Source organism: Bacillus cereus group sp. MYBK14-1 (assembly GCF_051916885.1).
Lineage (GTDB): Bacteria > Bacillota > Bacilli > Bacillales > Bacillaceae_G > Bacillus_A > Bacillus_A cereus.
On the sequence record NZ_JBQAHM010000002.1, the window covers coordinates 623,553 to 645,259 of the forward strand.

A 21,707-nucleotide genomic window follows, 5' to 3' on the forward strand; every position below is an offset into this window, starting at 1 on the left:
CACCTCTCTTGTTATTCTTTATTCGAGCAACATAGAAAAAAGTTCTACCATTCTTTATTTAATTGAGTTTACAAAAAAATAAAAAACAGCAGAACTTTATTCATTATCAACTTTAAAAACGCATATCTAAATTATACGATTCGGTAAATATACAGAGAATGTAGTTCCTTCTCCAACAACACTTGATACAGAAATTTTACCATCATGGCCTTGAACAATATTTTTCGCAATCGCAAGCCCGAGTCCTGTTCCACCCTTTTTCCCACGTGTTCTTGCTTTATCAGCTTTATAGAAACGATCAAATAAAAATGGAATATCTTCTTCTGGAATGCCTGCACCCGAATCTTGTACTTCAAAAATAAGACCGTTATTTTTCGTATCAATTACAAGCGTTACATGTCCGCCTGCATTCGTATGACGTATTGCGTTATCAATTAAATTCGTCAATACTTGTTCCATACGATCTGCATCAAACGGGTATTGTTCAATTGGACCTTTGAAATCAACCGTTAACGCGACCTCTTTATCCTTTGCAATCCCTTGGAATTTACGACCAATTTTTTCAACAAACGGATGTATATCCACTTCACCAATATGTAACTCTACATGACCGCTTTCCATACGAGCTAAATCTAACAATTCATTTACAAGTTTACCTAAACGAACAGATTCATCATAAATAATTTGAACAAACTCATCTATTTCCTCTTTCGTTTGCACAATATCATCTAAAATCGCTTCACTATACCCTTGCAGCATGACCATTGGTGTACGAAGTTCATGTGATACATTCGCAATAAAATCTTGACGCATCTTTTCAAGACGACGTTCTTCCGTCATATCTCGCAGCACTGCTACAGCTCCACGAATTTTCGTTTGATTGTAAAGCGGCGTCATAAGAACTACATAGTTTCCTTTTTGTAAATTAATTTCAACAACTTGTTGTTGTTCGCTTTCTACAACGAGATGGAATAATTCCACAAGTTCAGAAGGTAGTTTTTTACTGAGCTCTATCTCTTTTTCTTCTTGCCAAACTTGTAAGAAATGTTCGGCCGGCGGATTGATTACAACGACTTCACCTTCTTGATTTAACGTAATAACCCCATCTGCCATACTACTCAAAATACTTGCTAACTGCTCTTTTTCTTGTTGCAAGGCGTTCATATTAAACTTCAACTGTTTTCCCATTTGATTTAAGGCCGTTGCAAGCTCACCAATCTCATCCTGAGATACCATAGGAGCCTTTGCATCAAACTTCCCACGTGACACTTCAAAAGCAACCTCACGCATTTTACGAAGCGGTGCTGTAATCCGAGTAGATAAGAAGAACGCAAAGAAAGTTGTTAATATAATCGCAATTCCAGCCGATAAGAAAATAAAATCAGTTGTTCTTTCCATACCTTGTATCGGTACTTGTAAAGATTCATATACGAACACTGCACTTTGATTTTTTGATTGCACTGGTTTTCCGACGATCATAATATCATTTTCGGTGTTTTTATTCTTCCTACTATTAGACGCTTTTCTAATATTATTCTTAATTTCTTTTTTGTCTGTAAACACAGCCGCTAATTCTTTATCTTCTTTTAAGTCATCCATTGTAAGAGTGACTAACCCTTCTTGTTTCGGTGAAGAAGAGATTTCTTTACCATCTTCTACAATAATAATCCTTGAAAGTGGGTCAGAGAATTTGTAAGCGATATTCTCAATCGTTTTTACATCGGCACCTTCTTCAATTAACTCTGAAACACTTGTTGCAACTTTTTGAAGCCTAGCTTCACTCATATCAACATAATACGTTCTAAAAAACTGTGAAAGTAAAATCGCAACAAATCCAAGAACAAACGAAACGAGAAGTAATATGGTCATCCATAACTTCCCTACTACACTTCTCCAAAGCATCAGTCGTTCACAACCTCAAATTTGTAACCTACACCCCAAACAGTAACGATCATTTTCGCTGCATCTGGTGATTTTTTGCTTAACTTCTCACGTAAACGCTTTACATGTGTATCAACTGTACGTAAATCTCCGAAGAATTCATATTGCCATACTTCTTTTAACAGTTGCTCACGATCGAATACTTTATCAGGAGCTTTCGCTAAAAATAATAGTAACTCATATTCTTTCGGCGTTAAGTTTACTTCATTACCATCTGCAGTAACACGGTGTGCATCGTTATCAATTGTTAAGTGCGGGAATACAGTAACATCTTTTGTCGTTGTATCTTGTGTAAAGAATGTTGTTGGTACAGCACGACGTAATACCGCTTTCACACGTAGTACGACCTCACGTGGACTAAATGGCTTTACAATATAATCATCTGTTCCAACTTCAAATCCTTGTACTCTATTTACTTCTTCACCTTTTGCTGTCAGCATAATAATTGGTGTCGCTTTCTTCTCACGAACCTCTTTACATACTTCAATGCCATCTTTACCAGGCATCATAAGATCTAATAAGATTAAATCGTAATCATTTTGCAACGCCATTTCTAAAGCTGTATCACCATTATCTGCTTCTTCAATCGTATATTGTTCTCTTTCTAAGTACATTTTCAATAAACGACGAATACGATCCTCATCATCTACAATTAAAATTCTTGATTCATTTTCCATCTCTACCCGCTGCGCACTCTCACCTCAGCGGTTCACACCTACCCTTCTTTAACTATTATGTTGCGCTATTCTCGTTTATTTAAGCAATCTTCTAAATGTTTCACTTCCCATATTATGCTTCACAAGAATAATAAATTTTGTTCAATTTTTTTCCAAAACTATGTATTTTTTTTGAACAGCATATAATGTCCTCGACATCATTTTACAAAATCAACCGCTACTTTGTCATGTTTTTCTCAAAAAAGAAGAAAAGTTGACAAAAATAAAATAGGAAAGTGACATGCACTCCCCTATTTTATTTCTCTATGCATATGAATGTAAACCGGCAATAATTAAGTTTACTACAATAAAGTTAAACATAATGATTGCAAAACCAATTACTGCAAGCCAAGCTGACTTCTCTCCATGCCATCCTTTTGATAGGCGTAAATGTAATACTGCCGCATAAAAGAGCCAAGTGATAAGTGCCCAAACCTCTTTTGGATCCCAGCCCCAAAAACGTGTCCACGCTATTTGTGCCCAAATCATCGCAAAAATTAATGCACCTAATGTGAACACTGGGAATCCAATTGCAATAGATCGATATCCGATTTCATCTAGTAAATCACTATTCGTATTCTTTACTAACGGCTGAAGTGCCGCCGATACTCGCTTCCGTAAAACAAGTCTTAATACAATATACAGTAATGTTCCAACTAACACTGACCAAATAACAGTATTTAATTTTTTCGCATTTACAATCGCTGGAACTTCAACTGCCGGTTCTAATTTATTTTCTGTCAGTAACTTCCCTTCGTGCGGTCCAACTAAAGCCGGAAGATTGTATTTCATTTCCACTTGTTGTTCATTTTTATCAATCCATTGAAACTTCGCTTCATATTTCATACTAGAAAATACCGTTGTTACTCCAATAAATCCAACTGTACAAACAAGTGTAAATACTACCGTCTCTAGCCAAAATGTACGTTTACTTCTCGTCGATTGATCTACATTTTTCAATAAATACATAACACCTGTAATAAAACTAATCGCTAAAATGGCTTGTCCTGCTGCTGCCGTCGTCACGTGAATATGTAACCAATTACTTTTTAAAGATGGAATAAGCGGAGATATTTCCCTCGGAAACATACTTGCATAGGCAATTAATAAAAGCGCAACTGGTAATGCAAATAGTCCGATTATGCTTACACGGTACATAAAATACATGACAATAAATGCTCCTACAAGCATCATGCCGAAAAATGTACCGAATTCAAAAAAGTTACTAACTGGCGCATGTCCTGATGCAATCCACCTTGTAACAAAATATACTGTTTGTGCAATAAACCCTAAAATTGTAATCGTTATTCCTACATTTGCCCATTTATGACCCTTTTCTTTAATTGCTCCCCCGAAAAATAGAGTGGCAATTAAATATAAAATAAATGCGGTAAAGAGAAAGTTACTACTTATTTGCACCATATCGTTTCCCCACCTTAACTAATTTTTTTATCAATTACTTTATCATTTGGCTGTGGAATTGCTGTACCTTCTAGTACTCTTTCAATATCTTTCTTTAAACCGAACCAATTTTTATTTGTATGCCCTGCAATCCACCATTCATCATTAACACGTTGTATCCAAATACGGCGATGATTCCAATACATACCTTGAATGACACCAACCATAAATATAAATCCTCCAATGCCGAGAATCCAAAGCGTTAAATCTTTTCTTACAGTAAGTGCTGTGGCATTTTGCATTTCAACACCTGCAAACGACATTTTATATTTGTTGTTTCCATCTGGTTCTATATTTTGCTGAATACCAACAAAACTCACTTCACCATCTGGTGTTTCAGGTGTAAACATTTTAAATACAAATGCAGGATTGTTTGGTAATTTCGTTTTTGTATTTGGTTTTCCATTCTCATCAAAATAAAAATCAGGAAAATAGCTTAATAGTTCTAGAGAATAACCATTTCCTAAATCATATTTTTCCTTAGGATTCGTTAAATCTACTTTAATTGGTCCCCACTTTTGATTATTTTCTTTATTTTGCAAGTTAAAGGACATACTTTTAAATTCACTTTCTTTATAAGAAACTTGATACACTGCAAATTGATCAAATTTCAGTGGTTCATTCACTCGAATTTCCGCTTCTTTTACTTTTTCTAATTTCGGTTTTTGTCCTGCTATATTTTCTCCTACTGCTTTATATAATACGGCATTCGTTTGGAAGTTTTTCGCAATCATTTTATCGCCTACACGATCAATCGCTTCATCAAAAACTTCCTTGTCCTTACTTTTATCATAAACTTCTTTTATAAATTTCTCGTTTTTTAAGTAGTATTGTCCATCCGTCCCTGGTATTTCTTTCGTTTCACCGTCACGTAACCAAAGTGCTTCGTCTACGTACATACTCGGTAAAAAACGAAGCATCGCACCGAATAAAAAGATAATAAGACCGATATGATTTACATATGGACCCCAACGCGAGAAGCGTCCCTTTTCTGCTAAAACGTTTCCGTCTTCCACTTTCACGTTATAGTTTCTTTTCTTTAAATTCTCTTGCACTCTTTCCAGGTCACCTTCTTGCGGTGTACCAGTCCCATATAATCTCTGTCTCTTTAAAAAACTAGGATGTCTTTTTACGCCTTGCTTTTTTAAAGCTTTATAAAGTGGAATAACGCGGTCTAAACTACATATCACAAGTGAAATACCGATAGAAGCAATCAAAATCATATACCACCATGAACCGTATAAATTATTAAACCCTAATTGATAGTATAATTGTCCTAAAAATCCATATTCTTGTTTATAATATTCAGCTGGTGCAATACCTGGAGTTATGTACATTTCTTGCGGAAATATAGTTCCTATCGCTGATGCAGCTAAAGTTATTACGATTAGCCATACACCTACTTTTACAGAAGAGAAAAAGCTCCAAATTTTATCGACTATCGTTTTTGTCTGCGTGAGAGATCTCCGTGCACTCCCCTCATAGCGCATATCCAATAGTTTTGCATTTTCATTGCTTTCAAATGGTTTCCCGCAAGCTTCACAAAAAACGGTTCCTATCGGATTAACATGTCCACATTCACATTTAATTTCTTTCAACACTCTCACCGCCCCTGTATCTATATGTACTATTGTATATTCTAACCTCAAGTTACCGCAATACTCAGAATTTTTAAACCAGAGGCACTATAAACACGCACCCCTTATGTAAAGGCTTTCTTTATTACGGAGTAATTTTCTTTAAATACCCTTCTAACTGTTCTTTCGTTTGTTCCCCTATAATTTGCTCCACTACTTTTCCATCTTTATCAATCAAAAAGCTTGTCGGTAAAGGACCTACTCCATATGTTCCTATAATCTTTTGTCCTTTATCAATGGCAACTGGGAATTTCAAACCATATTGGTTCACAAAGTTCTTTACTGCAATATCCGTTTCATCTGCATCTAACGCTATGATTTCAACGCCTTTTTCTTTATACTTTGGATATAATTCATTCATATAAGGCATTTCTTTTTCACAAGGTTTACACCACGTGCCCCAAAAGTTTAAAAATACACCTTTTCCCTTTAAATCTTTTAGTTCAATTTTCTTTCCTTCTAAATCCGTCACAATAAAGTTAGGTGCTTCTTTTCCGATTTGCATTTTCTCTTTATTAGCAAAGAATCCTTGATAAAGGGTAAATCCTACAGCACCACATAAAATGAGTAGAATAATAACGCGAAATAATAAGCGATTTTTCTTCATATTACCTCTCCTCTCCTCGGTAAATGTTATGTATTATCTTCTGTAAATGTTGTATTGAATAAATCACCAGCAGAGCACTCCACTGGTGAATTTTTAACTCTATAGCTTATCTTGGCTTTGTAGAAGCAAGCGCGCGTAATTGTTTCACCTCATGTGGTGTCAATTCTCTCGCATCACCAGGTCGCAGGCTTCCTACTTCTAAGAAAGCATAACGTTCACGTTTTAATTTCACTACTTTACAGTCTAACGCTTCAAACATACGACGTACTTGACGATTACGTCCTTCATGAATTGTTAATTGTACAATAGCCATCTCTTTACGCTTGTCCCAAGAAATAATTTTCACACGTGCTGGTGCTGTTTTACCGTCTTCTAACGTAACACCGCGTTCTAACATGCGAATTTTCTCACCTGTTAATGGCCCTTTTATTTTTGCAACATATGTTTTTTCAACTTTATATCTAGGATGCATTAATACGTTTGCGAAGTCCCCATCGTTTGTCATTAATAATACGCCAGACGTATCATAATCTAAGCGTCCGATTGGGAATAAACGTTGTGTAATTTCCGGGAAAAAGTCCGTTACAACACTTCTTCCTTTATCGTCTGATACACTTGAAATTACGCCAGTTGGTTTATATAGTAAAAAATAAACAGGTTCTTCTTTTTCAAGAGGGATATTGTTTACTTCTACTTTATCTTGAGGAGTTACTTTTGTCCCTAACTCTTTCACTATTTTTCCATTAACTTTCACTTTTCCTTGCTGAATTAATTCCTCAGCCTTTCTTCTCGATGCAATACCTGCTTGCGCAATCACTTTTTGTAATCGTTCCATTTCTTTTTTTCACCTCGAATTTATCTTACCTTACATTAGAAAGACTTGGCAACCGCATACGCTTTACGGCTATTCGCTTCATCTTACTTAAACAACATAGCGATGATAATAAACATATAAAGGTCAAATCATGTTTTTACCCTTTATTATTGTCCATATTTTTCATATTTCTCACAATAAAAGTTCATCATTTTGTCAAAAATACCACATAAAAAAACCACTATTAAGCTACACCTTAATAGTGGTCGTATACGTATTATAAGCGAAATAGCGTAAAAAATGAATAGTATTACTGAAACAATAAAGAAACGAACACAATTGAGCATATAATCCCGATTAAATCTGCAAAAAGTCCTACTTTTAGTGCATCCCCCATTTTTCTAATCCCAACCGCTCCAAAATATACAGTTAAAATATAGAAAGTCGTATCTGTGCTCCCTTGCATCGTAGAAGCCAATCTCCCAATAAACGAATCTGGCCCATATGTTGCAATTAAATCGGTCGTAATACTTAAACCAGCAGAGCCTGAAATAGGGCGTATAAGTGCTAAGGGTACAATTTCCGCTGGAACATGGATCAAATCTAACATTGGCTTCATTACCGATATCATTGCATCTAACGCACCTGAAGACCGGAATATAGAAATAGACACAAGCATTCCAACCATAAACGGTAAGATGGAAATTGCAATTTGAATCCCTTCTTTTCCTCCCTCAACGAACGATTCATACGTCGGCACTTTCTTTATTGTGCCATATAAAAGGATAAAACCAATTACACAAGGGATTACCCATAAGGAAATTGTATTTACAATGCTCATTTTTTCCGCCCCTTTCTACTCCTTCTTCGGTAAAAATAGCGGTCAATCCAAATTGCCCCAATCATAGAAAGTACTTGTGCAATAAATGTTACCCCAACAATTTCAGTAGGATTCGCTGATTCATACGTCATTCGAATGGAAATGACTGTCGTAGGAATTAATGTAATAGCTGATGTATTTAATGCTAGAAACGTCACCATAGAACGGCTCGCCGAATCCTTTCCTCCATTTAACTCTTTCAGTTGTTCCATCGCTTTAATACCAAGAGGGGTCGCTGCATTACCTAGACCAAAAAAGTTTGCCATCATATTTGATAGAATAAATCCCATAGACGGATGATCCTTTGGTATTTCTGGAAACAACCTTTTTACTATCGGCATAAAAAGTGTAACTAATTTTTTTAACAATCCGGCTTCCTCTGCAATTTTCATTAAACCGAGCCAAAATACTAAAACACTAATAAGTCCTATACAAATCGTTACCGCATCTTTTGCTCCGTCAAATACAGCTTTATTCACTTCTTCCATCGTTCCATTTATCATGGCGTATACAATCCCAATGACAGCCATCGCTACCCATACGAGATTAACCATCGTTCCCAACACCTATCATGTAAGAAAAAATTTCTTTCACATTATTCCAGTAAAGTCCCGTTGTAGCTACTAACTTTCGTTTACTATAAAATAAATTCCGTTCTCCAACTTTTTCATTACCAACATAAATGTCTGTCTTCCCAACCTTTACTCCATCCGTAAGTTTTGTACTTTTATCGAGTTCAACTTTTAATACTACGTTCTTTTTTTCTTCTTCAGTTAACGGTACCGAAAAACTATTTTTCGTATAAACATGGTTGGCATACTTCTTTTCATTTATTTCAGCAATTGCTCCTTGTCCTAAAACTTTCGTTTGTTTGAAACGGTCAAAACCTTTATCAAACAAATTCATATGATCATCCCAATCACTAGAGGCACTCAAAGTTACGACAATTAAATCTAGTCCACCTTTTGATGCCGTTGTAACAAGCGTTCGCCCAGCTTTCTTCGTAAAGCCTGTTTTTCCCCCTGTTGCAAATTCATAATAAGACGTTACCAGCTTATGTTTATTTTTCCACGGGTAATCCCAAGAATCTGATTTATATGTTTTGGTTCCAAAGATTTTCTTAAATGTCTCGTTTCCCATTGCATATTTCGTTAATAATGCCATATCGTAAGCCGACGAATAATGTGATCCATCTCCATCTAAGCCATGAGGGTTTGAGAAGTGCGTATCTTTCATTCCAATTTCTTTCGCTTTTTGATTCATTAAATATACGAATCCATCTATACTCCCACCCACACTTTCAGCAATTACTTGCGCTGCGTCATTACCAGATCTAAGCATGAGTCCGTATACTAAATCTTCTAACTTCACTTTTTGTCCAGGCTTTAAATAGATTGCCGATCCTTCCACCCTCACCGCTTCATTACTAACTGATACCATTTCTTTCATCTTCCCTGATTCAGCAGCTAATAAGGCGGTCATAATTTTTGTTATACTAGCAATTTTTTGAGGCTCATGTTCTGCCTTTCCGTATAATACACGACCAGACTGTTGCTCCATTAATACAGCATTTCGAGCACTAACATTGCTGTTCATCTTTGCATATGTAGGAATCGGCATAACGCTTGCATACATCATAAGAAGCGTAATGATTACACAAATTCGTCTCATATTTCCCCCCACGTCCTTTTGGCACTTTTTGTACAAGTGTATGCTTGGCCTTTTAAAATATGAACGAAATCTTCCTTCTACTTCCATTAAAAAAGACGCAGAGAATTTGCGTCTAATATGGTGTCCATTCAATTTGTTTCGCAGTTTCAAACCTTTTTTCTACATCAGGCCAATTTACAACATTCCACCAGTTTTTAATATATTCATCTTTTCGATTTTGGTATTGTAAATAATACGCATGTTCCCAGACATCTAGTACAAGGAGCGGTATCGTATCCCATTGTGTAAATAATTGATGAAGTGTACTTTGCAAAATTTCTAACCTTCCAGACCGGGGTACCCAAACGAGAATTGCCCAGCCTGAACCTTCTACTTTAGAGGCTGCTTCTGTAAAATGTTTTTGGAAACGTAAAAAGCTCCCAAAATCTTGTTCAATTTGTTGTGAAAAAGTTCCTCTTGGACTTCCACCACCGTCTTTTTTCATGTTATTCCAAAATATCGTGTGTAAGTAATGACCTGACCCATGAAAAGCCGCTTCCCTTTCCCAATGCTTAATTAAATCAAATTTATTTGTTTTTCTCGCTTCTTCCATCATCTTCTCTGCTTTATTTAATCCTTCCACGTAACTCCGATGATGTTTATCATGATGTAACATCATAATTTCTTTAGAAATATACGGTTCTAACGCATTATATGGATAAGGTAATGGCGGGAGTGTATGTCCTCCAATTGGGACAGCTCGTTCACTATCCCCTCTTTCATATAATTCATATTCCTCTTCTTCTTGCATAAATACTTCCTGCAAGTGATGCTGAATATGTTCTACATCATCGCTTATTTCATACATAAACTCTGCATCTGTTTCATACTCATGCTCTTTCATACGCTCTAATAACGTCTGAATTTTATAAGCAAGCATATGGACATCATACACTTCCATTGCGCGACTATCTAATACGTGAAGAACACTTTCACACCAATTTTCTACTTCATGAAAGTAATCTGTAAATACACCTTGCTGATTCATGTTGCACCTCCCTAATGCTATCCACTTAACTATATTCAATGAAAATCCCTTATATAACTGTATAAAAGGAAAAGAAGCTAAGTCACCTTAGCTTCTTTTCCTCAATCAATATTTGTGTAACATCTTTGTCTGATAATCCGTCTCATAATATTCTAGTTCTTCACGCATCAATTGAAATTTACCTTCTAAACTCTTCATCACTTGCTCTAAAGATGCAGGTGGTGTTTGTTGAAAAACGATAGAATTTTTCCCTGTATATGCAGACCGACTATTTTCATACCAATGATCACTCTTCGGTGAAAAAAACTCTGCAATTACTTGATGGTAAATCTTATATAAAATTTTTTCAGCTGCTGTTTTTCGAAATGGCTGGCTATTCAACAAAACAAAACATGCATCCTGTCCTTCTTCGCAAAAAACGAGAAGTCGTCTCATTGATGCTAATAACCCTTTATAATATCGCTCATTCCCTGCTGGTGTTTCCTCTAATAAAGAAGGTAACGTATGATAATTTACATAATTGGTTATCAAATTAATAGCATCTTCTAAAAATATAGAAACTTGTTCTGTTTGATTTTCAACCATCAAATTAGACATTTTTTCTCTCTCCTTTGCCATTTCACGCTATTTCTACTCTTTTATTTTTATGTAATTCAGCCAATATTTCTTGTACTTTCGACACCGTTCCCTCATCAAAATATTGTTGAAATTCTTCCATATTATTTAAATACAAACGTTTTTGCGCACGAAGCTCCTTATCTTTCATTAAACAACATATCGCTACAATATCGCGCAAATATATGTTTTGTTCTTCTACTTTATACACTGGATTTCCTTCAAAAGGAGTAATTTCTTGTAAAACTTCTTCAAAATATCGAACGTATAAAACCGAAAAAGTTTTCTCTTTACCATTTAATATATATGTCACTTCAGATCTGTTAAAAAAATCTTCTGATGTATTAGGTTTCTCTTTTTCTAACTCATATCCTACGTAACCTTTTATAATCATATACTCCCCCCTCACCCTTCTTTCACCTTATTCTAACTTAATTTTCCGATAAACAAAATATTCTTTTAAATATACCTATATAAAAAATAGCTCCCCTATACAGGAAATTACCTTTTTATTTTTCTTGAAGTTTGTCATAATAATATTATTGTCTCAGTTTTCTTATACAAGGAGAGTTGTATTTATGTCGTTTTCATGGAAACGTTTCTTACAAATCGGGAAAATTATCTTCCCATTTGTTGTATTAACAATTGTATTCTTTCAAGCAAAAAAAGAATTAGCGGGCATTTCTTTTTTAGAAGCGATTGATACAATTAAAAACATTCCAACTGGAGGAGTCTTTTTAGCAATTACACTTGGTGCATTCGCTGTATCAACAATGTTCTTTTATGACTATGTTATGCTTCGTTACTTAAAAGCTGATATTCCTGTCCAAAAGATTTTCCGTATCTCGTGGATTGCTAATACTTTAAATGGATTTATCGGGTTTGGTGGTCTTGTTGGAGCCGGCGTACGCACAATGCTTTATCGTCCATATATAAAAGAAAATGGAAAACTTATTAAAAGTATCGCTTGGATGACAACTGCCTTTATTAATGGATTAGCCATTCTTTCATTTCTTGGTCTTATCGGAATATTAGACACGAGATTTATTTTGCATGAAAAACCATGGCTATGGCCTGTTCTTATCTTCTTCGCTCTTTTCGTCCCTATATATATCGGATTTTCTAAATTAAAAAATAGAAAAGCGACGCAAACAGAGGAACAAGAAGAAGAGGAGAAAAACCCAACTGTTTTATACTCATTAGTTTCATTAGTCGAATGGGTATCTGCTGGTATTGTTATGTACGTCATATTACTATTATTTGGCATTGAAATCGAATTCCAAAAGTTTTTAGGCGTATATGTTATTGCTGCTTTAGCTGGTGTCGTTAGTCTTGTTCCTGGTGGCCTTGGATCATTTGATCTTGTCTTCTTAACTGGGCTTGGGCAATACGGCATCGATACAGGTGTTTTACTCCCTGCTATGTTATTATATCGTCTCGTCTATTACATCTTGCCCTTCTGCCTTGGTCTCATTTTTGCAGCTTTTGAAATGACAGGAGTAGCCATTAAAAAGTTTGAAGATAAACCTTTTATTGCGCCTGCATTAGAGACAACTGGTGTTATATGGACTTTGCAGCGTGACTTTCTAGGAAAGTTAGGTTCTTGGGCATCTGCTGCTTTAACAGTATTTGCTGGCTTAATGGTTATTTTATCAACCATTCTACCGACAAGTATAAATCGGGCACACGCCTTACATATTCTAGCTCCAAAACATCTTATTCAATTTTCTTTTAGCTTATCGCTAACATTCGGTATTCTCCTCCTCATTCTTTCGCGGGGGATATATTACGGAACAAAACGTTCTTATTATATGACGATTGTTTCTTTAATTGGAGCGGCTATTTTTAACACACTAAAAGGAATTGATGTTGAAGAAACTTTTATTTTATTAATCGTACTCGCTGTATTGTATATGCTTCGTAAAAGGTTTGTACGTGAGAAAATGGAAGTCTCACTTTCCGATATCGTAAAAGTTTTTATATTCCTACTTGTAACGTTATATTTATATAAAAACTTAGGCATTTTATTTGCAGGTGCAAAAGAAGCTTTCAAACCTGATTTTGTCGTTCGTAATATTACACAAGTAAAACGAAGTGCATTAGCAGCTGCCTTTTTTGTTCCTACTTTTTTACTAATTGGTTCACTCATTGCAAATCGTTATCGAAATGAATTTCCCGGGCAACCAGCTAATGATAAACGATTACAAAACTTCTTAGATGAACATGGTGGAAATGTACTTAGTCATTTAGGTTTTTTAGGAGATAAACAGTTCTTTTTCAGTAGTGATGGAAAAGCACTCATTCTCTTCTCAATAACTGGAAAACGACTTATTGTACTGGGTGATCCAATTGGGGACCCTTCCTCCTATCGTACTGTATTGCAAGAATTTTTAGCTGAGGCTGATCGATTTGGATACATTTGTGTATTCTATCAAATTGAAAGTAAATGGATGAGTTTATACCACGATTTTGGTTATAACTTCTTTAAGCTTGGTGAAGAAGCTGTTGTTGATTTAAATACCTTTACAATAACAGGAAAGAAACGCGCTGGCATGCGAGCTACTTTCAACCGTTTTGAAAGAGAAGGCTATACATTCTCTATTCATGAGCCACCTTTCTCCGACGAATTATATGAAGAGTTAAGAAAAGTTTCAGATGCATGGCTTGGTGGAAAAAAAGAGAAAGGTTTTTCACTCGGATACTTCGATCGTGAATATATTAGTCGCGCTCCTATCGCAACATTATCTGATGCGGATGGAAAAATTATTGCATTCACAACATTCATGCCTGTATATCAAAACGGATCATTATCTGTCGATTTAATGCGATATTATCCAGATGCGCCTAGCGGCATTATGGACGCAATTTTCATCCACTTATTCCAGTGGGCAAAAGAAAATGAATACCACTCCTTTAATATCGGTATGGCACCACTTTCAAATGTTGGTTTATCCACACAGTCTTTCTGGTCTGAACGAGTGGCTGCTGCAATCTTTAATAACGTTCGTTATACGTATAGTTTCAGCGGATTACGACATTTTAAAGAAAAATATAAACCAGCATGGAGCGGTAAATATTTAGCATTTAGGAAGAATCATTCTTTACCAATTACAATGCTCTCTGTAACAAAATTAATAGGAAAAAGAAAAAACAGCTAAATTCTTAGCTGTTTTTTCTTTTTTGAACTTGTACAATAAATTCTTTTTCATACTTCTTACCATTTATATAGAAATTCCCCCACATTTTATACGTGCCCTCGGCAGGAAATGTAATTCGGTATTGTAATTGCTCATCCGTATCTACAGGCATAGCGTATAAAAAATTCTCCTTCGTTTCATCCACTATATAGAGTGACTCTACTTCTCCTCTCTCTGAATGCAATTTCAATTTTTCACCCTTTTTCGCTTGAAACTGAAATGTTAACGTAACTGGTTCATTCGGATGTAATGCGCCAAATAAAAGAGAAACTTCATACTCTCCTATTTTTTTTGTAAGTACACTGTCGATTGGAAATTTCACTTTTTTCTTATTGTTCTCCTCTTTCGTTCTACCAAAATTCTTCCTAGCGAATGACTCTACGGACTTATTTTTGTCTTCGTATAAAAATATTGTATATTCTTCGTCTTTCGCTATTTTGGAAGATAACTTATATGACCCGTTCCCTGCAAATGTGGGTTTAATTTGTTGTATGTTTTTTAACTGTCCATCTACAATCACTGCCCGCATTTGATCATTTACACCACGAATTTCATTATTCTTGTTGTTTAACAACTGAAATACAATATCTACTTTCTCATTTCCCTTTCCATTTGAAACATCCCACTTTACTTCCTGAACATCTCCTACAGTCTCTTCGTTTTCTTGATATTTTTTTATGTAAAATCCTCCTGCCACAATAAGTACTAACGCAATAAGCCCAATGACAAGATTTTTCAAAACATCACCTACCATTTTTATTGTCTCTATTCATACAAAACTTCTTAAGATATATATTCTAGATTATGATTTATGAAATCCTCCTATTTTGCACATATTACAAATAATAAAAAGATTTTAATTGAAAGGATTCGTAGTGTATAATGCAAATGATATTGATTTCTATCAATACATTATAAGGAGGACTTTTTTATGAGTGTACATATCGAAGCAAAACAAGGCGAAATCGCTGAATCTATTCTATTACCTGGTGATCCATTACGTGCAAAATATATCGCTGAAACATTTCTAGAGGACGTTACTTGCTATAATAATGTGCGTGGTATGTTAGGTTTCACTGGAACTTATAAAGGAAAACGTGTATCTGTTCAAGGTACAGGTATGGGTGTTCCTTCTATTTCTATTTATGTAAACGAATTAATCCAAAGCTACGGAGTTAAAAATTTAATTCGCGTTGGAACTTGCGGTGCAATTCAAAAAGATGTAAAAGTTCGTGATGTTATTATCGCAATGACGGCTTGTACTGATTCTAATATGAACCGTTTAACATTCCCAGGATTTGATTTTGCACCAGCTGCAAACTTTGACCTTTTAAAGAAAGCTTATGATGCTGGAACTGAAAAAGGATTACACGTTCGTGTCGGTAACGTTTTAACAGCAGATGTGTTTTATCGTGAAAGCATGGACATGGTTAAAAAACTTGGAGATTACGGTGTATTAGCAGTAGAAATGGAAACAACTGCTCTTTACACATTAGCAGCGAAATACGGTGTAAATGCATTATCTGTATTAACAGTTAGCGATCACATCTTCACTGGCGAAGAAACAACATCTGAAGAGCGTCAAACTACATTTAACGAAATGATTGAAATCGCTTTAGATGCAGCAATTCAACAATAATACACTAAAGAACTCGTCATACGTCTGGCGAGTTCTTTTTATGTGACTTTTTATAAATAACTACTTTATAAAGAGACAGATTTCTCCCCTCTACTTTCTTGTAACGTTTGTTATAATGAAGTGAAACTTTAATCAGTGGAGGTTTTTTCCATCCCCCACTGATTATTAGTTGAACCAATCGGATTTTACGGGATAAAGAAATCATTTACAGTATTTCTCATAAGAGGTGACGCAGTGAAAAACAGAAGTATCGTCTTTAAACTATTTTTATTAACATCCACTTTATTTACAATCATATTCCTACTTTTTTTCCTAGGACAATCTCTATTTTTAGAGAAATTTTATATTAATAAGAAAGTAAAAACAGTCCAAACTGCTTTTGAAAAATTCGTAGATAATTATGATAAAAGTGATAAAAGTTATGAGCAGGTTAGAAAACTAAAACAAGAATTTCATGATAAAACAAATGCCGATATGCAGTTTTTGGATTCTAACGGTATTATTAAAAGTGATAACAATTACTATATCGATGTATTTAATCCCAACAATAATAAACAGTATTCCATTCCACTCAACAATCTTTTAACACCAGAAGAATATAATAAATTCGAAAATTTAGGTTTAAAAAAAGATGTAATAATCAATGTTGATGGAGTCGTACAAGAGAATAATATAATCACACCACAAAAATTAGGAACGAATTATAATCAATGGCAGAACGAACATTTCTATTCGGATTTTCAGTCAATTAATGGTAACCCTTCTAAGAACAGACTTGCAAGCCGATACAAATCTACAACTCGAATCGTCTTTACAGGTGTTATAACTAAGTTACAGCTCCCATCCAAAGCGGAGGTTCGTCTTGCAAATGATATTGAAACATTACAAGCCGTTCAATATTTTGCAGATATGATTAGAGAGGGAACTTCTAACTCGAACCAATTAAGTACTTTCATATTAGATGGCGGAGAAAATATAAAAAATAGTATCTTTGTAAAACCGATTATAGAAAATGGAAGGATTACAGAATACGCTTTTGCGATAGCATCTTTGCAGCCTGTTAATGAAGCGATGCTCGTTTTAAAAGATTATTATGTCTATGCCTTAATCATCGTGTTTCTCGTAATTATTTTGTTATCCTTCTACTACTCAAAAATCATTGTTAAGCCATTAATTAAAATAAATCGTGTTACAAAGAAAATGGCTAATTTTGATTTCAGCGAGAAATTACCTGTTACAGCTGACGATGAAATTGGCGGGCTTTCTGGCAGTATCAATACATTATCTGTAAATTTAAAAGATCGAATCGATCGATTAAATGTTGCTAATACAAAGTTACAACAAGATATTGAACGTGAACGTCAATTAGAAAAAACAAGAAAAGAATTCATTTCTGGCGTATCACACGAATTAAAAACACCGCTAAGTGTAATTAGAAGTTTTGCAGAAGGAATTAAAGATGGTGTTAGTAAGGATACTTCGTATTATACTGATGTTATTTTAGAAGAAACAGAAAATATGAACAGGCTGATTGTTGAAATGTTAGAATTAGCAAAGTTGGAATCTGGTACTTACAAACTAGATATGACGACGTTCTCAATCGGTGAATTAACGCAACAAGTCTACACAAAATTATTATTTAGCATGGAAGAAAAACATTTACAAGTGAACATCGATGCAGACCCTTCTATACTTGTTAAAGCAAATCGCAGTCGCATTGAGCAAGTAGTTGTGAACTTACTAAGTAATGCAATCCGTTATACGCCAGAGGGAGAAAAAATACAAGTCTCCATTATAGAAGCAGAAGATACCGTAAAAGTCGAAATCGAGAATACAGGAAACCCTATCCCTGAAGAAAGTCTTGAAAAAATTTGGGATCGCTTCTATCGTCTAGATGCATCACGTAGCCGTCACACTGGAGGTACCGGTCTCGGATTATCTATTGTAAAAAACATTTTAGACCTCCATCATGCCGAATACGGTGTGTATAATACGACTAACAGTGTTGTATTCTATTTCAATTTACAAAAAGTAAAAGAAGTCAAATAATTTGTCTTAATTTCACTAGGAGTTCACATGAAATTCACACTCTCCCTTTATAGTAAGAAACAAGTTAATCCTTTCCTTTACACATATAAAAGAGGAGAGTGCGTGAAATGAAACAAGCAGGACAACCTATTCAAAATGAAAAACAATTAGAAACTATCAAAAATATACTTTTACAATCTTCGAAACGTGATGGCTTATTATTCGTATTAGCTGTAAATTCTGGCTTAAAAGTAAGTGAAATCTTACAATTAAAAGTTAGTGATGTAATCGATGAAAATGAAAATGTTCGCCATTCCATTTTATTTTACAATGAAAAAGTGAAGAAACATAAATGGTTTGCTGTAAATGAAGACTTACAGCACGCAATCGAAGACTACATGAAAGAACGTAAAACTTGGAAACGTAATGAACCATTGTTAAAATCTCAAAAAGGAACAAAATCTATTACGAGACAACATGCATGGTACATTTTAAACAAAGCTGCAAAAGAAGTTGGATTAGAAGGGATTAGCTCACATACACTTCGAAAAACTTGGGGTTATTGTGCATACAAATCAGGTGTTGATATTGCATTTTTACAACACTTCTTTGATCACAGTACTCCATCAAAAACTTTAAAGTATATCGGTATTGCTTAATAACTCTTATACATAAAAAAGGTTACCATTTGAAAATTTGGTAACCTTTTTTATATTTCATATTCTCTTTTCTTGTCTCTCCTATATTGTAGTGGTACTCTAATAATAAGGGGGAGAAATTATGAACACACTTACAATTGAATTACCAAAAGAAACGGCTGAAAAACTTGATTTATTAAAACAAGCTTATGAAAAGAAAACAGGTGCTTCTATCTCTGAGAGCACTCTCGTTCAAACACTTATCTCAAAAGAATTTATCCAGGCGATAACTCCTTTTGATTTACAACAATTCGTCAACGGAAAAGAACAGCATTAATGCTGTTCTTTTTTTATCTCTATTTAAAATATACAAAGTTTTTTATATATTTTTAGAAAAACCATTGACAATGATAATGATAACCATTATCATTTATTATGAAGCCAACAATTGATGAATCAACCAAACGCTCAGTAACATTGTTACCCCTCTTTTTCATATAGAAAGGCACTGTACATTCCCCCTGTTTGTACAGTGCCTTTCTTGTTTATTATCATTCAAAAAAATTTAATTGCTCCGGCTTCGGCTCACCATATGTAATGTTCATCATTTTCATAAGCTGTTTCGCATTATCTGCTGCATCCCCACCTGAATTGTTGTTAAACAGTACGTATATATCCTTTGTTTTCTTTTTTAATTGCTCTAATCGTTCAACCCATTCTTCCAGTTCTTTATTGTTGTAGCGATATAAACAGCGAACTGCTCTCCAGTTTTCCCCTTTATCAAGCCAACCATGAACATTTCGACCGTGAAAACGTATTAATGCCATGTCTGAATTCGTAACCTCTAACACGAGTGGCACAGAACCTATCCCAGCCTGTGGTTCATCACAAATTGTATGAATCCATTTCTCTTGTTCTAGAAACTGTAACGTCCTATCTCTCATTTCTGGATAAAACCATGTTTGATTTCGAAATTCTATTGCACATGGTAAACCTTCCATTTTTTCTTTCGTATATCGAAGAAAATCTACATTTTTCTTTTTACAATCAAACCATGGTGGATATTGAAATAAAATCGTTTTTAATTTACCAGCTTCAATTAAAGGAAGAATAGATTGTTTATATACATCAAACATCTCATCGAACGTAGAAAAAGGAATTTCACCTTTCATATGTCCTGTCATTCCTTGATATGCTTTTACGATAAAAGAAAAATCTTTCGGTGTTTCCATTGCCCATTTTGTATAGTTTCGTGCAGGTTGCATCGCATAAAATGAGCTATCCACTTCTACTATAGGAAAATACTCGCTGTATGTTCGTAATTTATTTCTATTTTCATAGGGATTTATGTATAAAGAATCATGATCTCCCCATCCTGTCACTCCAATAAACAGCACATATACCCCTCCCTTTTTAACTTCATCTTCTATTCACTTTCCAAACACTTTGCATCATGTAGCCTTTTCTTTAAGAGTATCCTTATAAAAATATGATATACTATATGGAAGAATTTTTAAAATGAGGGGTTATTTATTTATGCTTCCAAACGATGCTACTGTATCTCATGAAAAACGAATTGAAGAACTAGAAAATAAAGTACGTTTTTATGAAGAACTTGTGAATCAATTACCACATCATTTCACATACAAAAATCCACATATTGGTTTACGAATAAAGAAAACTAGAACAACCCATTCCATTCAAGAAATACCAAAAGAGAATAAAGAGGCTCATTTTCAACTTACTTGTGATTCATTATTTTTATTTGAACAACTCGAAAAACACTTTGTACATATTTTTGATGCCTTTTCACATCATGTAACCTTTGTCGATAATAAAGGGAATATTACTTTATGTAATCAAGTTGCTGCAGATGATTTCGGTGTAATACGAAATGATATTATCGGAAAACCGATTCAACAATTACTAAACTTGCCGGAAGAAAAAATTAAAGCGATTGAAACATTAAAAACGGGAACAGAAATATATAATGAAGAAGTTTTAGACAAAAACTATGGCATTATAAATAACCGAATTATTCGTGATTATAACGGGGAGATTTTTAGAGTTATTAGTGTCTTTCATTATTTAAATACAGAACGTGATGCAGAGAAGTTTTCGTTAGCAGGCCGAATCGCAGCTGGAATTGCACACGAAGTACGAAATCCTCTTACAACAGTACGCGGATACTTACAATTTTTACAAGAAAGTGTTTCTCCATCTAATAAAGAACTATTTAAAAATTTACTTATTCCTGAATTAGATCGAGCAAATAGTATCATTACAAAATTTTTATCTCTTTCAAAAACACGTGAATTTAAAAGAGAACCCTTTCCCATTAATACATTTTTACGTGAGTATATTCAACAGTTACTAGCTAGCGAAGTCTTTTTACATAACATTTCAATTGATTATAATTTTTCTACCGAATTAGATGATATATTAGTTCATATTGATCGTCATGAACTTGTGCAAGTTTTTTTAAACTTATTCCAGAACGCTGTAGATGCTCAAGGAGAAAAAAAACTTTCTATCCAAATCACTAGTTACCGCCTAGATAATTTTGTTCGTATTACTTTCACTGATAATGGGACTGGTATTCCACCAGCGATTCAAGACTATATCTTTGATCCATTCTTCTCAACAAAAGATTCCGGCACAGGTTTGGGCTTGTCAGTAACGAAAAAAATTATTCAAAATCATAACGGTACATTAAAAATGACTAGTAATGAAGATGGTACTACTTTTACTATTTCAATTCCAATCTTACCTAAAACAGCCCTTGAAAGATTAAATCAATACAAATAAAATCAAATCCACGAACTGCATGTCAATT

Annotated in this window: 20 protein-coding genes; 6 read left to right on the plus strand and 14 right to left on the minus strand. The window is 34.5% G+C overall.

Annotated elements, in window-relative coordinates:
- Positions 1–126 precede the first annotated feature (126 nt).
- The 12 genes from resE to ACTFR3_RS09270 all read right to left on the minus strand — a co-directional run bounded on the left by resE (position 127) and on the right by ACTFR3_RS09270 (position 11,763).
- A complete protein-coding gene (gene resE, locus ACTFR3_RS09215; RefSeq protein WP_000964677.1) occupies positions 127–1,902 on the minus strand; it encodes a sensor histidine kinase ResE in 1,776 nt (591 codons plus the stop codon).
- Positions 1,902–2,618, minus strand: a complete 717-nt coding sequence (gene resD / locus ACTFR3_RS09220; protein ID WP_440044369.1) for a DNA-binding response regulator ResD — start codon at positions 2,616–2,618, stop codon at positions 1,902–1,904. Before resD ends, resE begins: the two co-directional genes overlap by 1 nt.
- Positions 2,619–2,921: 303 nt before the next feature.
- Positions 2,922–4,079: a cytochrome c biogenesis protein ResC gene (gene resC, locus ACTFR3_RS09225; protein WP_000250083.1), complete on the minus strand. Its 1,158-nt coding sequence runs from the start codon at positions 4,077–4,079 to the stop codon at positions 2,922–2,924.
- A gap of 14 nt (positions 4,080–4,093) precedes the next feature.
- The gene (resB, locus tag ACTFR3_RS09230; RefSeq protein ID WP_000910524.1) at positions 4,094–5,719 is read right to left on the minus strand and encodes a cytochrome c biogenesis protein ResB; all 1,626 of its coding nucleotides are present in this window, start codon (positions 5,717–5,719) and stop codon (positions 4,094–4,096) included.
- A 121-nt stretch (positions 5,720–5,840) separates the two neighbouring features.
- Entirely contained in the window at positions 5,841–6,362 is a 522-nt protein-coding gene (gene resA, locus ACTFR3_RS09235) for a thiol-disulfide oxidoreductase ResA (protein ID WP_000742192.1), read from the minus strand.
- A 106-nt stretch (positions 6,363–6,468) separates the two neighbouring features.
- The gene (rluB, locus tag ACTFR3_RS09240; protein WP_000440556.1) at positions 6,469–7,197 is read right to left on the minus strand and encodes a 23S rRNA pseudouridine(2605) synthase RluB; all 729 of its coding nucleotides are present in this window, start codon (positions 7,195–7,197) and stop codon (positions 6,469–6,471) included.
- 289 nt (positions 7,198–7,486) lie between these two features.
- Positions 7,487–8,017, minus strand: coding sequence for a spore maturation protein SpmB (gene spmB, locus ACTFR3_RS09245; RefSeq protein ID WP_000029514.1), 531 nt, complete (start codon positions 8,015–8,017; stop codon positions 7,487–7,489).
- Positions 8,014–8,610: a spore maturation protein SpmA gene (spmA, locus tag ACTFR3_RS09250; RefSeq protein ID WP_000247811.1), complete on the minus strand. Its 597-nt coding sequence runs from the start codon at positions 8,608–8,610 to the stop codon at positions 8,014–8,016. Before spmA ends, spmB begins: the two co-directional genes overlap by 4 nt.
- A complete protein-coding gene (dacB, locus tag ACTFR3_RS09255) occupies positions 8,603–9,727 on the minus strand; it encodes a D-alanyl-D-alanine carboxypeptidase DacB (RefSeq protein ID WP_001252638.1) in 1,125 nt (374 codons plus the stop codon). Before dacB ends, spmA begins: the two co-directional genes overlap by 8 nt.
- Positions 9,728–9,839: 112 nt before the next feature.
- Complete coding sequence (locus ACTFR3_RS09260; protein WP_001075741.1) at positions 9,840–10,754, minus strand: superoxide dismutase; 915 nt, start codon at positions 10,752–10,754, stop codon at positions 9,840–9,842.
- A 105-nt stretch (positions 10,755–10,859) separates the two neighbouring features.
- Positions 10,860–11,351, minus strand: coding sequence for a YpuI family protein (locus ACTFR3_RS09265; RefSeq protein WP_000067557.1), 492 nt, complete (start codon positions 11,349–11,351; stop codon positions 10,860–10,862).
- 22 nt (positions 11,352–11,373) lie between these two features.
- On the minus strand, positions 11,374–11,763 hold the full coding sequence (locus ACTFR3_RS09270) for a hypothetical protein (protein ID WP_000584367.1): 390 nt from the start codon (positions 11,761–11,763) through the stop codon (positions 11,374–11,376).
- Positions 11,764–11,947: 184 nt separating this feature from the next.
- Between ACTFR3_RS09270 and mprF the strand changes: the two genes are divergently transcribed.
- The gene (gene mprF, locus ACTFR3_RS09275) at positions 11,948–14,527 is read left to right on the plus strand and encodes a bifunctional lysylphosphatidylglycerol flippase/synthetase MprF (protein ID WP_000010848.1); all 2,580 of its coding nucleotides are present in this window, start codon (positions 11,948–11,950) and stop codon (positions 14,525–14,527) included.
- A gap of 4 nt (positions 14,528–14,531) precedes the next feature.
- On the opposite strand, the gene ACTFR3_RS09280 is transcribed toward mprF, so the two are convergent.
- Complete coding sequence (locus ACTFR3_RS09280; protein ID WP_000232610.1) at positions 14,532–15,320, minus strand: hypothetical protein; 789 nt, start codon at positions 15,318–15,320, stop codon at positions 14,532–14,534.
- Positions 15,321–15,497: 177 nt separating this feature from the next.
- Between ACTFR3_RS09280 and deoD the strand changes: the two genes are divergently transcribed.
- The 4 genes from deoD to ACTFR3_RS09300 all read left to right on the plus strand — a co-directional run bounded on the left by deoD (position 15,498) and on the right by ACTFR3_RS09300 (position 19,208).
- Positions 15,498–16,205, plus strand: coding sequence for a purine-nucleoside phosphorylase (deoD, locus tag ACTFR3_RS09285; RefSeq protein WP_000110707.1), 708 nt, complete (start codon positions 15,498–15,500; stop codon positions 16,203–16,205).
- A 234-nt stretch (positions 16,206–16,439) separates the two neighbouring features.
- Positions 16,440–18,254 (plus strand): sensor histidine kinase, encoded by a 1,815-nt coding sequence (locus tag ACTFR3_RS09290; RefSeq protein ID WP_000797516.1) that lies wholly within the window; start codon positions 16,440–16,442, stop codon positions 18,252–18,254.
- 107 nt (positions 18,255–18,361) lie between these two features.
- Positions 18,362–18,892 (plus strand): tyrosine-type recombinase/integrase, encoded by a 531-nt coding sequence (locus tag ACTFR3_RS09295; protein ID WP_000806236.1) that lies wholly within the window; start codon positions 18,362–18,364, stop codon positions 18,890–18,892.
- Between the two features lie 121 nt (positions 18,893–19,013).
- Positions 19,014–19,208, plus strand: coding sequence for a DUF3924 domain-containing protein (locus ACTFR3_RS09300; protein WP_001094860.1), 195 nt, complete (start codon positions 19,014–19,016; stop codon positions 19,206–19,208).
- A gap of 214 nt (positions 19,209–19,422) precedes the next feature.
- On the opposite strand, the gene ACTFR3_RS09305 is transcribed toward ACTFR3_RS09300, so the two are convergent.
- Positions 19,423–20,268, minus strand: a complete 846-nt coding sequence (locus ACTFR3_RS09305; protein ID WP_000897361.1) for a DUF72 domain-containing protein — start codon at positions 20,266–20,268, stop codon at positions 19,423–19,425.
- A gap of 139 nt (positions 20,269–20,407) precedes the next feature.
- On the opposite strand from ACTFR3_RS09305, the gene ACTFR3_RS09310 reads away from it, so the two are divergent.
- Positions 20,408–21,679, plus strand: a complete 1,272-nt coding sequence (locus ACTFR3_RS09310) for an ATP-binding protein (RefSeq protein WP_000937244.1) — start codon at positions 20,408–20,410, stop codon at positions 21,677–21,679.
- Positions 21,680–21,707: the final 28 nt, after the last annotated feature.